Origin of the sequence: Rhodanobacter aciditrophus (genome assembly GCF_042679525.1) — a bacterium.
In the GTDB taxonomy this organism is placed as follows: Bacteria; Pseudomonadota; Gammaproteobacteria; order Pseudomonadales; family Marinomonadaceae; genus Marinomonas; species Marinomonas aciditrophus.
The window spans coordinates 1-12,699 of the sequence record NZ_JBHTMN010000017.1; the positions used below are offsets into that span (position 1 = coordinate 1).

At 46.5% G+C, this 12,699-nt stretch carries 12 protein-coding genes and 1 rRNA gene; 5 read left to right on the forward strand and 8 right to left on the reverse strand.

The window, feature by feature from the left end; all coding sequences use genetic code 11:
- Positions 1–236 precede the first annotated feature (236 nt).
- A 5S ribosomal RNA gene (gene rrf / locus ACFQ45_RS14460) occupies positions 237–351 on the forward strand.
- A gap of 761 nt (positions 352–1,112) precedes the next feature.
- On the opposite strand, the gene ACFQ45_RS14465 is transcribed toward rrf, so the two are convergent.
- Entirely contained in the window at positions 1,113–1,982 is an 870-nt protein-coding gene (locus tag ACFQ45_RS14465) for a lipase family protein (protein WP_377368923.1), read from the reverse strand.
- A gap of 175 nt (positions 1,983–2,157) precedes the next feature.
- On the opposite strand from ACFQ45_RS14465, the gene ACFQ45_RS14470 reads away from it, so the two are divergent.
- The gene (locus ACFQ45_RS14470; RefSeq protein ID WP_377368925.1) at positions 2,158–2,706 is read left to right on the forward strand and encodes a DUF2058 domain-containing protein; all 549 of its coding nucleotides are present in this window, start codon (positions 2,158–2,160) and stop codon (positions 2,704–2,706) included.
- A 55-nt stretch (positions 2,707–2,761) separates the two neighbouring features.
- The gene (locus ACFQ45_RS14475; RefSeq protein ID WP_377368927.1) at positions 2,762–3,412 is read left to right on the forward strand and encodes a glutathione S-transferase; all 651 of its coding nucleotides are present in this window, start codon (positions 2,762–2,764) and stop codon (positions 3,410–3,412) included.
- A gap of 28 nt (positions 3,413–3,440) precedes the next feature.
- On the opposite strand, the gene ACFQ45_RS14480 is transcribed toward ACFQ45_RS14475, so the two are convergent.
- The 7 genes from ACFQ45_RS14480 to ACFQ45_RS14510 form a co-directional block, all read right to left on the reverse strand.
- Complete coding sequence (locus ACFQ45_RS14480; protein WP_377368929.1) at positions 3,441–4,628, reverse strand: quaternary amine ABC transporter ATP-binding protein; 1,188 nt, start codon at positions 4,626–4,628, stop codon at positions 3,441–3,443.
- Positions 4,621–5,520, reverse strand: coding sequence for an ABC transporter permease (locus ACFQ45_RS14485; RefSeq protein WP_377368931.1), 900 nt, complete (start codon positions 5,518–5,520; stop codon positions 4,621–4,623). The genes ACFQ45_RS14480 and ACFQ45_RS14485 overlap by 8 nt, the downstream gene beginning before the upstream one ends.
- Positions 5,521–5,602: 82 nt before the next feature.
- Entirely contained in the window at positions 5,603–6,601 is a 999-nt protein-coding gene (locus ACFQ45_RS14490) for an ABC transporter substrate-binding protein (protein WP_377368933.1), read from the reverse strand.
- Positions 6,602–6,799: 198 nt separating this feature from the next.
- Positions 6,800–7,819 (reverse strand): DUF2955 domain-containing protein, encoded by a 1,020-nt coding sequence (locus ACFQ45_RS14495; protein ID WP_377368935.1) that lies wholly within the window; start codon positions 7,817–7,819, stop codon positions 6,800–6,802.
- Positions 7,809–8,876, reverse strand: coding sequence for an HlyD family secretion protein (locus ACFQ45_RS14500; protein ID WP_377368937.1), 1,068 nt, complete (start codon positions 8,874–8,876; stop codon positions 7,809–7,811). Before ACFQ45_RS14500 ends, ACFQ45_RS14495 begins: the two co-directional genes overlap by 11 nt.
- Before the next feature lie 3 nt (positions 8,877–8,879).
- Positions 8,880–9,314: a MarR family transcriptional regulator gene (locus ACFQ45_RS14505; protein ID WP_377368938.1), complete on the reverse strand. Its 435-nt coding sequence runs from the start codon at positions 9,312–9,314 to the stop codon at positions 8,880–8,882.
- 151 nt (positions 9,315–9,465) lie between these two features.
- Complete coding sequence (locus ACFQ45_RS14510; protein ID WP_377368940.1) at positions 9,466–10,629, reverse strand: MFS transporter; 1,164 nt, start codon at positions 10,627–10,629, stop codon at positions 9,466–9,468.
- Between the two features lie 168 nt (positions 10,630–10,797).
- Between ACFQ45_RS14510 and ACFQ45_RS14515 the strand changes: the two genes are divergently transcribed.
- Together ACFQ45_RS14515 and ACFQ45_RS14520 are read left to right on the forward strand one after the other, a co-directional pair.
- The gene (locus ACFQ45_RS14515; RefSeq protein WP_377368942.1) at positions 10,798–11,412 is read left to right on the forward strand and encodes a phosphatase PAP2 family protein; all 615 of its coding nucleotides are present in this window, start codon (positions 10,798–10,800) and stop codon (positions 11,410–11,412) included.
- Positions 11,413–11,573: 161 nt separating this feature from the next.
- Complete coding sequence (locus ACFQ45_RS14520; RefSeq protein WP_377368944.1) at positions 11,574–12,689, forward strand: AbrB family transcriptional regulator; 1,116 nt, start codon at positions 11,574–11,576, stop codon at positions 12,687–12,689.
- The last annotated feature ends 10 nt before the right edge of the window (positions 12,690–12,699 follow it).

Genomic DNA, 12,699 nt, shown 5'->3' on the forward strand with positions numbered 1-12,699 from the left:
TACTAATTGCTCGTGAGGCTTGACCATATAACACCAAAGTGGTTTTGCTAGCTCTGAAGAAAACAGAGTGAACTACAAAGAATTTACGATAGTACTGAAATTGTTCCAGACAATTATCAGTATTGCCTCCATCCTTGGAGGTACCGGTTTGATGACTTGGTTATCGACTGTTTCAAAAAAGTCTAATTGTTGAAGACTCAAGTTAACGAATTTGCGGTAAAACGCATACCAGTTTGCTTGACGATCATAGAGGCGTTGAACCACCTGATCCCATCCCGAACTCAGAAGTGAAAAGCGCCATCGCCGATGGTAGTGTGGGAGATCCCATGTGAGAGTAGGTCGTCGTCAAGCTTCAAATGAAAAGAACCCCGTCCTGCGAAGCAGGGCGGGGTTTTTTCGTTTTGAATCACGTCACCTGTCTGTCCACTACAATGGATCCATGTGATGACACCATGCTCCGTAGGAGCCAGTGACAGACATCCGAAGGATGCCCGCAGGGGATGACGCGCAGCGTCAGATCATTGTAGGTCGTTTACATTAATGACGAGGCAGATTAACCCCATCCTAGCCTTCCCCTTAAAAAGGGGAAGGAACATGAGACCTCAGTGCGTGAGTCCGCTTCTATAAAGGGGTCAGATCCCTTTACGTAGATCAGTTTCTGGCAATCCCTAATAGTATTGGGATCTGACCCCTATGAGCCCGACCCCCATCCTAGCCTTCCCGTTAAAATGGAGAAGGGGCATGAGACCTCAGTGCGTGAGTACGCTTCTATAAAGGGGTCAGATCCCTTTACGTACATTAGTTTCAAGTAATCCCTAATAGTATTGGGATCCGACCCCTACTAGTCCGATCCCCATCCTAGCCTTCCCCTTGAAAAGAGGAAGGAACCTGAGACCTCAGTGCGTGAGTCCGCTTCTATAAAGGGGTCAGATCCCTTTACGTAGATCAGTTTCAGGTAATCCCTAATAGTATAGGGATCCGACCCCTACGAGTCCGATCACTATCCTAGCCTACCCCTTGAAAAGGGGAAGGTTAGGATGGGGTATCGGTGTGTGCTAGGTGTTACTAGCAGTGCCCTTTAACCTTGTTTAGCAAACAGTGAGGTTTGCTTGTTAATCGATAGAGACTCCAAATAGGTCAATGCCCATTTTATAAGGTACTTCAACAGCCCCTTTGCGTAACTGGCTGATGTGGGTGAGGTAGGTATCCATTTTATGGGCGATAAGGTTCGCCTGATTTGGGATAGATGTGGTGAACTTGGTGGCACGTAGGGCGCTTTTGATACCACTTGTGATAGAGAATTCGTTACTCCCATTGAGAATGATCTCACTTCCCATATGCCAGAAGATGTCTAGATCTTTGATTTGCATTGGGCTGATGGGAGGGACTAAAGGCACGATATCGCTTTGGTTAACTACTCTGATTAGCGGCAATTGGCTAAATGCATTGGCTCCGGTCACGTTGGTTACTTTAGGTTGTCCGAAGGTCACTATTTGGCTGATTTGAGCATCTTCCAAAGATAAGTACATGCCTAGGATGACGGCGATCGCCCCACCTAAACTATGCCCAGTAATGTAAATGGGTTCATTTAGGTCAAGAAAGGGCTGTACATCGTTATAGACGGCTACAGCAGCCGAGGCAAAGCCTTGGTGGAGTTTGATGTTCAGTGTCTTGTTATCGCGCAATGATAAGTTAAGGTCTACTAAAGCGTTCTCTAGGTTGGCGGTGCCTCGGATAGAGAGTGTTTGAGCACCCTGAGATCGGCTTAGAAAGTAACTAACATTGGATCCAGGCATGATATTTTGATGAATTAAAACCTGCTCCTGTAGCTTGAGAGCCGCTTCTAACTCTGTAGGGGGAAGATAGGTATCGTTTGCAAGTTGTCCTTGCTGTTGGATCAGGGCGAAGTCTGTGCTCCCGTAACTTTGGATTGAATAAAATAGCGTAATGGTCAGGAATATTATAAATCGTGCGTGATGCATAGTGTTGCTGTTAAGTATTGGGAATGTTATCTCACGCCTGTGTGGCGAAAAGCGACTCTTGTATCAGGATATGTTCTTTGAAATTAGGATTAATATCCATAGATTCGTTATCATAAGCGCTATAGTAGATTTTGTATTATTGTTTTTACGTATCGTGTACAGATAGAGGTTTGATATGGCGAAGTCCCTGCAAGAACAGCTTATGGGAGCAGGTATTGTTGATAAGAAAAAAGCCAAGAAGATTAAGGCTGAGAAGCTTCAAACAAAGCAGAAGATGAAAAAAGGCCAATTAGACAACAGTGCAGAGTTGGCTCGCCAAGCAGAGTTGAAGCAACAAAAAGAAGAGAAAATTGCCCGTGATAAGGCGTTAAATCTTGCTCGCCAGCAAGAGATTGAACATAAAGCTGTTTTGGGGCAAATCCGTCAATTTATCTTGCAAAATCGAGTGTCAAAAGGAGAAGGGGATATTGCCTATAACTTCACCGACGAGAAATTAGTGAAGAAGCTGTATATCTCAGAGACACTACATAAGGATCTTTCTGAAGGTCGTCTGGCAATTGCTAAATTAGAGGGCCAATACGAGATCATTCCCCATGGTGTGGCGGAAAAGATTAGCGAAAAAGCCCCGGAGATGATTTTGGTTCATAACGTGAAGCAAGACACTGAATCCGATGAAGATGACCCATATGCTGAGTTTCAGATCCCCGATGACCTCATGTGGTAAATAAAAATCTCAATGTCCTCAGTGTTGCGCGTTATTCATTAATTAGGGGAAATTTTTGTCTTCTATCTTATACAGTTTCCGCCGTTGCCCTTATGCTATGAGAGCCCGTTATGCCATTGCATACTTGGACGTTCCTGTGCAATTACGTGAGGTGGTACTCAAAAATAAACCAGCGGAACTCCTAGAGCTTGGTGGGCGCTCGACCGTGCCACAATTACTAGATGACGGTCAGCGTTATCCTGAAAGCTTAGATATTATCTTTTGGGCATTAGAGCGGGCCGAGGATAAAGAAGTCATCAATTGTCTCTGGCCAAATGATGGCAAGCTGCAAGCCAATATAATGGCTTGGATTCGTTTCAACGATGATTGCTTTAAACCTTGGCTAGACCGCTATAAATATGCGGACCGCCACCCTGAGCACACTGAAACTTTTTATCGCGAAAAGGGAGAGCGTTTTCTGAAGCGGATAGAATCTCGTCTCTCCCATCAGGCATATTTGCGAGGAGACACTTTGTCGTTGGCGGATATCGCTGTGTTTCCGTTTATACGCCAGTTTGCTGGAGTCGACTCGAAGTGGTTTGAACAGAGTCATTACCCCGCATTGCGACGATGGCTAAATGGCTTGCTAGAGGGGGAATTATTTCAACGTATCATGAAAAAATACCCAGCTTGGCAATCGGATCAAGAGCCTACCTATTTCCCATAAAAAACGCCTCCCTAGGAGGCGTTTTTGTTTAAGCGACGTTTTCTTCAGCCCGCACTGATAAGATACTGGCGAGCTTCTCATTAGTTAAAAAACCACATATTTGTTGTTTGCTGTCCAACACTGGTAGAGGTTCTACTGTGGTCAGCATATCGGGAAGGACGTCTTGTAGCAAAGCATTGCGCTTCAAGCTTTTTACTTGCGACCAAGGTAATGTATCCCAGGTCACGCTATCACCCTCTATCCATGATTTTGATACGTACTCAACCTTGTCATCCGTTTGGCGATAGGCAAAGCCCGTACGCTCTAATATCTCTTTTAATTGCTCCGGATTATTTTCGTTAACGACAGGCGCTTCTGGGTTCATGATGTTTCTGACGAGCAGGGCGCGAGCTCGGTTCACATCTTTGGCGAAAGCTTTCACATAGTCGTCTGCTGGGTTTAACACAATGTCTACAGGCTTGCCGACTTGTACCAGTTTGCCATCTTTTAAAACGGCAATTCTATCGCCTAAACGTAAAGCTTCATCCAGGTCATGGGTGATAAAGATAATGGTCTTATGCAGATTCTCTTGTAACTCTATGAGCTGGGTTTGCATCTCGTAGCGGATTAAAGGATCCAGTGCCGAAAAGGCTTCATCCATGAGTAGAATTTCTGCATCGGTACATAAGGCTCGAGCTAAGCCTACTCGTTGTTGTTGACCACCTGATAGCTGGGATGGGTATTGATCTTCATATCCTGACAGGCCAACGGTCTCTAGCCAGTCTTTGGCTTTACCTTCCCATTCTGGTTTTTTTACGCCTTTAACAGACAGACCATAGCCCACGTTTTCGACAACAGTGCGATGGGGGAATAACCCAAAATGCTGGAAAACCATGGACATTTTATGGCGACGAAACTCGGTTAGCTCTTTCATGGGAAGCTGCATAATATCGTCATCATTGACTTTAATCTTGCCCGCTGTGGGGTCGATCAATCGATTGAAGTGACGGATTAAGGTGGACTTTCCCGACCCAGACAACCCCATGATAACGAAGATTTCACCACGACCTATGGTCATATTAATATCTTGTAGTCCCACGGTGTGGCCCGTGTCTGCGAGTACTTCTTCTTTGCTTGCTCCTGCTTTTACCTTTGGCAGGACCTTTTCAGGGGTGGGGCCGAAGATTTGATATAGGCCTTCGATTTCGATCAAAGTGTTGGTATCAGAATTAGCCATGATCTCGTCCTTCTAAATGTCTTTGTGAGCGTTTGGCGTAACTTTGAGAAACACGGTCAAACATAATCGCTAGGGCTACGATGGCTAGGCCATTTAATAAACCTAAAGTGAAATATTGGTTGGTTATGGACTTTAATACGGGCTGGCCAAGGCCTTTTACACCGATCATGGAAGCGATGACGACCATGGCTAAAGCCATCATAATGGTTTGGTTAATGCCTGCCATGATGGTAGGCATTGCGAGAGGCAATTGCACACCGAACAGTCGCTGGGTAGGCGTGGCACCATAGGCTGTTGCCGCTTCAAGGGTCTCTCTACTGACCAAGCGGATACCTAGGTTTGTTAATCGAATCACGGGTGGAATAGCGTAAATTACGACAGCAATAACACCTGGAATTTTACCAATACCCAGTAACATCACGACAGGGATCAGATACACAAAGGCTGGCATGGTTTGCATGATATCCAGTAACGGTGTCATAACAGATTGGGCTTTATCAGATCGGGACATGAGTATGCCGATAGGGATTCCTAATATGATCGACAACAGCGTACACACGGTAATGATACTCAAGGTGCGCATGGTGTCTTCCCACATGCCGAAGTAGCCGATCAATAGCATGGATACGAGGACGCCAGTACTGAGTTTCCATGAGCGTGTTGCGCCATACACAACGGCAATAATAACCCCTAAAACTAACCACCAAGGGGTGCTGATAAGGAGATCTTCAAACCAGATTAAAAATTGCAGTAGGGGATCAAATAAGGACTCGATGGTGTCGCCATATTCGCGGGAAAAGTCTCGATAAAGACCGTCTAGGGTTTTTCGAATCGTCAATAATTCACGACGACTCATATCTGGAAATTCAGTTAACCAGGAAGAATCAGCCATAGTTTTGTACTCGTTGTATCGCGGAAGATAGTTAAAAGGGAGGAGAGGACCTCCCTTTTGTTATGCTCGAAATGGTTAGGAATTATAAGTCGTCTAGAGCCGTTACTAGTTTTTCTTTTACGTCTGCACTGACCCATTCACTCCAAATGTCCTCATGTTCAAACATGAAGTTCTCCGCAGCGTAAGCACCGTCCGCTTGGTTTTCTTCCATCCATGCTAGCAAGCTGTTCATCTGATCGTTGGTGAATGCACGCTTTTCTAAATAGTCATAAGCTTCAGGTGCGCGTGTTGCGAACTCTGCCGTGGTGACTGTGTACACAGGGGAAGGCGGGTACATGGTAACCTGTGGTTCCAGACAGGTATCTACTGAGATACAGTCAAGATAGTGTTGTTCGTCTACCCCAGAACCGAAGTCTACTTTCACCATTTTGTATTTTCCTAGGACAGCCGTAGGAGCCCAGTAGTAGCCGAACCAAGGTTCTTGGCGTTCATAGGCTCGAGCAATGGCACCTGAAAGGCCTGCACCGGAACCAGGATCAACCAGCTCAAAACCATCCTTCTCTAGCTCAAGTGCATTAAATAGGTTTTGAGCTGTAATCTGACAGTTCCAGCCTGCAGGACAGCCATAAAACGCGGATTTGGAAGGATCTTCTGGGTGAGTGAATTCATCTGCGTGTTGGCGGACACCTTCAATAGTGGCCAGCTCTGGGTATTCTTCAACCATGTACTCAGGGACCCAAAAGCCTTCTTCGCCACCATCTGACAAGGATTTAACAGCGATTTTTAGACGGCCTTCTTCTACACCACGGTCTAAAGCGGCTTTCATTGAGTTTGTCCAAAGCTCAGGAGCGATATCAGGCTGGCCTTTTTCTACCATGGATGTCCCTGTTGGCATGGTATCACCAGGCACGACTTCTGCATCACAGTCAAAGCCATGTTCTAGGATAAAGCGGTCAACATTGGCCATGAGTGTGGCGGAATTCCAATTCATATCTGCAATGGTGACTTTGCCGCAATCGGCAGCAAATGAGGAGGTGGCAACTAGGGCTGATGCCCCTAATAGCAGAGACTTCTTAATCATTATTCGTTCCTTTGTGAAGTGTTATAAATACAAAGTTTTTATTCGTTATAACTATTATATTTACACATCTAACAATTAGTTATCAAACTTATAATGATAAATAGTTCAAAATTAAGCATTACAAGCTGTAGAAAAATGAGGCAAAAAAGAAGGGCTTAACACCCCAAGCCAACTGTAAATAGCTTGGGGCAAGAGGGGTTAATCGTTGCGTGTGGCAGGGAATCTGTTCAGAAAATTGTCGATCAGATAGGCGCACATTAATACCAAAAGCATAGCAATAATCACTGATGAAAATCGATATAGAGTGCTATAAAGAATATCCGAGTGAGGCGTCATGTATTGGCCAAAAAGTATACCAATGGTGGTCAAGGCACCAAAGCCAACACCAGATCCAACACGCTCAGCCACATGGAAGTAGGCGGTAATCATTACAGTGATAAACAGCGCTAATGCCACGAGTAAAAAATGCCCGATCAGTGAGTACAAGAGCACCTGCACCACTAAGGCAAGAGCACAACCATAGGCAACACCTTTGGCGCGATTCTTAGCGCTTGCGACACTGCCTTGATAGGTCATGGGAAAGAGTATCAATATGGTGGCCACTTGGGCTGACAGGGAGTCTTTGAGGTCAAATAGCTGAAATACCGTGAAGGATAACGTGGCTAGTAGAGCGCACAATAGAGTCCTGTGGTTAATTTGAGCTGCGCTAGGTGCTGGTGGTCTAGGTCCGCCTTTGAAAGGTTCCACGTCAGGTAAAAGCCAATAGAGCACATAGGCACAGGCAACGGAGAGAGAAGTGGCCAGTGTGGCGGCCATGAACATGTCATTCAAATTTGCGCCATCGTAACTGCCGAAGTTGAGCATCGTCGAAAGCGTGACCAAACCAGACGCCCACATTAAGTAGTAAGGGGTCGTCAGCATAAATCGGAAATGCATTGCAAAGATAAACAATACAGCGATCCACATGGCGATCGGGTAGGGCGTAAACAAAGTTTCTAATAGCCACATTTCTACTGCATTTATAAATACCCCTGCAATGAACTCTATGGCTAATAGACGGTTAAAAATAGGGATCATACCCAGCAATAGCATGGGGTAGACGGTAAAGAATACCCCATAGGGCCAGTCCATCAACTTACATACAATGAAGCCCGCAGTGGTGCCAAAAGCGATGCGTAATAGGCGTCGCTTTTCGTTGGCTGTCATCTCAATAAACATAATGCAATGCGCTTACGATATGCATTTGGAGCGCCCCAATAGCTTGTAAAATTGATGAATCACTACGCATTAGCATAATGGTTGCTTTGGAGCCGCTGATTAAGGTATCGGGCAAGGTGTCATCATTTTGTTGAATGTAAGTACGAATGCGTTGTGCATCTCGGACCCAACGGTCGCTATCATCAGGTGTGGCAAGCACACCATTGGCTAAGGTTTGACCTTGAGCAATACCGAAGTCACGGCTTGATAACTGCCCTTCAAATACTTGGCCCGGCAGGGCATCAAAGACCATGAGTGCACGGGTACCCGGTTGGACATTAGCAATACTCTTTTCGCGGAAGTCTGCGGTAATGCGATCTTTACCACTGACTACCAATGACAAAAGGGCTTGGTTGCTTTGCGCCAGCATGCCTTGCATCAGTTGTAAGTTTGAGACAACACCATCCATAGGGGCTCTGATCCGAGTGCGTTCCAAGTCTAATTTAGCATCGTTTAAATTATTTTGAGCCGTATGGATATCCAAGTTGTTTTGGTCATCCTCTCCAAGGGCAATTTGGATCGCGCTCTTTTTCGCCTGAGCGGCTTTGAGGTTTGCTCGAGCCGCTTTCATTTGCGTCTGGGCTTGGTCTACGGATTGCTCACTGACCATATTTTTGTTTTGTAGGGATTTAAGGCGGTTTAGTTCCCTTTCTGCTTCCGCCAGCTCAAACTTGGAAGCAGCAATGTTGGCATCTGCTTCTGCGATATTTGCATGGAGAGTGGCTTGAGACTGATAGGCTTTTCTCAGTTCTAGTTCGGCTTTCTGTACGGCTAACTGGTAATCCTGAGGATTAATGGCAAACAGTAGGTCCCCTTGTTTTACCGTTTGGTTATTGTGTACCGCTACCTTGATGACTTCCCCTGAAACTTGGGGGGCAATGCTAATAACAGGGCGTTGGACCGTTGCATAGCTGGTCATAGGAATGGTGACATCCGTCACCACAATGTAGATAAAGATAACGACGAACAGCGCAAGGGCTCGTTTCATCCAGCGGTTAAAATGTTTATCAGGTGTCATGATCTAGTCTTTGTTAATGAGTAAATGGGCATTATCAATGATGATAAGAAGTGCATGGCTTAACTGTTCCCGTTGTTCTGGGCTGAGGCCTTTTAGCAATTCTTCTCGTCCTTGGGAGGCTATCTGTTCCATTTGATTAAGCTTGCGGTGGCCCTCTTCTGTGAACCAAAGTGTTTTGCAGCGGGCATCTTTAGGAGACTCTCTGCGTTCAATGAGCCCGGCGGCTTGCAAGTTATTCAAAGTACGAATCAAGGAAGGTTGCTCAATGCCGATGTCGGCAGCCAGCTCACTTTGGGTGAGTCCTTCGCCTTTGCGATTTAAGTGCAACATGGCGATCCATTTGGATTGGGTCAGACCTAGGTCAGCCATATAAGTGTCAACCGCATGGCGCCAACTTAACGCTGCGCGACTGAGGTTCCACCCAAGAGAGTTTTCCATACCAGATTCCATATTTAGTTAGCATGCTATGTATGTTAAATAAAGCATAGCATGCTAGGCAATATCCTAAGGCGTAAGTCCTAAGTGTTTGTGAAATTCTTTGTACGTGTGAAAAAAAGGGACCATAGGCCCCTTTTAAGATGAGATTAGATTAGTCTGCAGAAACTGATGGTGTAAGCTTACGGTTAATTCCCAATAGCACTAATGCAGCAGCGGATAGCAGCGCAGCGGAAGCGGGAATCCAAGCATAGCCTAAGCCAACCGTAATCACTGCGCCGCCCAGTACGGCACCTAAGGCGTTCCCCAAGTTAAATGCGCCAATGTTAATAGACGATGCAAGACCTGGTGCCTTATCCGCAATCGTCATAACTTTCATTTGCAACGGTGGCCCAATCATGAAGATCACGCTACCCCATAAAAATACCGCCAGCACTGCAGTAGTTGTGTCTGCCACTACAAAGCTAAACGCTAGTAATACCGTAATCTGAGAGACTAGAGCGACCACCAAGGACAGATCAGGGGATTTGTCTGCTAGCTTGCCGCTGACAAAGTTACCTATGGTGAAGCCAATCCCTGCAATCATCAGCAAGTAAGCAATGGTGGCATCGTTGATACCCGCCAAGGTATGCAAAATAGGGGTGATGTAGGTGTATAAGGTAAACATGGAACCAGCACACAAAACGGTGGTTAAGAAGGTGCGCAATGCCGCAGGTTGAAGGATGGCAGCCAGTTCTTGTCGAACATTAGGGCGGTTTGGTTTTTCCATCACTGGCAAGGTGCGCATCAAGCCTATCATAGCCACAAGACCTAGAGCGGAAGTGGCCGCAAAGGCCACACGCCAATGAATGGCATTACCTAACCAAGTCACGACAGGAACACCAATAATGTTCGCAATGGTTAAGCCTAAAAACATAGACGCAACCGCAGAGCCTTTTTTACCTTGGGGGGCGAGTGTGATGGCCACTACAGCACCGATACCAAAAAAGGCACCGTGAGATAAGCTGGTAACCACCCGGGAAATCAGTAATACGGAATAATCCGTCGCCATGCTTGAAAACAAGTTACCCACGAAGAAAACAGCCATTAAAGCAATCAGGGAGAACTTATGGCTAAAGCGAGTCATAAATAGGGTAATCAGTGGTGCGCCAACCATCACACCCACCGCATAAGCACTAATCAAAAGGCCCGCAGTGGGAATCGATACATTTACGCCTTCAGCAATGGTCGGTAAAAGCCCCATTGGAAAAAACTCGGTGGTGCCTATTCCGAATGCGCCAAGGGCGAGGGCGAAGATCCCCCATTTATATGAAAGCATAGTCATTCCTTTAAATTGGTCTGCGGTAGGAAGTAGGGTGCCCTCGATTCGCTTTTGGCAAATTCAGGCGATCCATTAAAAAACGAGGAAAGTACGCGCAAACCGCCACTAACACAATGGAACTCGGTATATTTACTCAATATTACCAATAATGAGTAGGAGAAAGCTTTGCTATCAAAGAAAGGAATGCTGTGGGTTACCTTATTGCTGGCCGGGGTTACAGTGATTGCTCTTGGGCCTTTAACTGGCTTTGATCGTATGGGTCTGCTTTGGCTACGGGATTCACAAACCACTCAATTAATCGGCCCTCGCTGGTTTGCGATTACCGCTCGGGATGTGACCGCTTTAGGCAGTAATTGGATACTTGTGTTTGGAGTTTTGGGTGTCTGTACAGCTCTGATAGTCGCAAAGAAGCTTAGACAATCTTCGGCTCTTGCTATCATGGCGCTAGGCGGCATTGTGTTCAGTATGGGAGCCAAATACCTGTTTGTGCGCCCCCGCCCCGACTTGGTCGAGTCTCTGATTCATACTTATACACCGAGCTTTCCGTCCGGTCATGCCATGATGTCGATGGTTTGCTTTGTCGGAGCGGCGCTCGTGTGCAGTAGCGGCACATCCAACAAGGCATTGCGATTTGTGTTAGTGGTTTTTGCCTTGCTGAGTAGCATTTTAGTGGGGATAAGTCGTATCGTATTGGGGGTGCATTGGCCCACAGATGTGTTAGCAGGTTGGCTTTTGGGTTGGCTATGGATCAGTCTGGTGATGCAAGGCTTCAAGCTCTAACGTGTGTCTATGGCGCTCATTGCCCGCTTTATTGTTAGTACTTTCGTGAGCTTAGTTGTTATCGGGAAGTCTCTTTATTTATGAAATTCCCTATGGCCTGCGTGATAGTATTTAAGAGGTATTTCTAGATCACTAGATCAGGCATAAGGGCTCCTATTAAAGTGTCGCAACCAAACGGATCTTCCCCCGCATCACCTAACAAAGCTTCTCCTGTTGTATCCCCCCACCGGCGTAACCGCCCCTTACATTGGTGTTATCTTTTATTGGTGTCAGGGGGAATTGTCACTTTTTTAGAATACTTTCATGCCCCTGCAGCCTTGCTGCTAGGGCCCATGATCGCCGCCATCCTGATGGTCATTACGGGGCACGATATGTCCCTGCCAAAGGTGCCCTTTAGACTTTCTCAGTGCACCATTGGGATCATGATGGCAGCCCATTTACCTTTGTCCACCTTTAATGACTTTGCCAGTGATTGGCCGGTATTTTTGTTTGGAACCTTATCCACCTTAGTGGCCTCAGGAATAGCAGGGGTAGCTATGGCTAAGTCCGGCTTACTGCCTGGTACCACGGCTATATGGGGGGCTTCACCCGGAGCGGCTGGGGTGATGACCATCATGAGTGAAGGGTATGGTGCTGATATGCGCTTGGTGGCTGTGATGCAATATACCCGTGTGGCTTTTTGTGCTTTGGCGGCTATGGTGACGGCGGGCTTGTTAGCCGATGGGGACGTGGCAGCGTATCAGGTGGATTGGTGGACGGTGTCTTCTTGGTTCGGGTTTGGAGAGACACTTGTTTTCATCGTGATGGCGTTCGCGGTGGCAGTGTTTGTTAAAATCTCCGGCAGCTTTCTTCTTGTTCCTTTGGGGCTGGGATTTGTAGCCAGTGCTTTGGGATGGATTGATTTTGTTTTGCCCGAATGGTTTTTGGCCTCAGGGTTTGCCTTGTTAGGTTGGGCGATTGGCTTTCGTTTCACTCCTGCGGTGGTGCGTCATGCTTTGCATGTCTTTCCGTACATTGTCCTGTCCATCGCTTTTATGCTTGTGGTAAATGTTATTGTGGCGCTGGTGTTAGTGGCTTGGATCGACATAGATTTTTTGTCAGCTTTCCTTGGTACCAGTCCGGGGGGTGCCGACTCTGTCGCGATTATTGCCACGAATATCCCGGTTGATACGGGTTTTGTTATGACCATGCAGATTAGCCGATTCTTATTGGTGATGGTGCTTGGGCCTCTACTGGCCCAATGGCTGTCGAAAAGCATGCAGGGTAATAATACATAAATTCATCCTT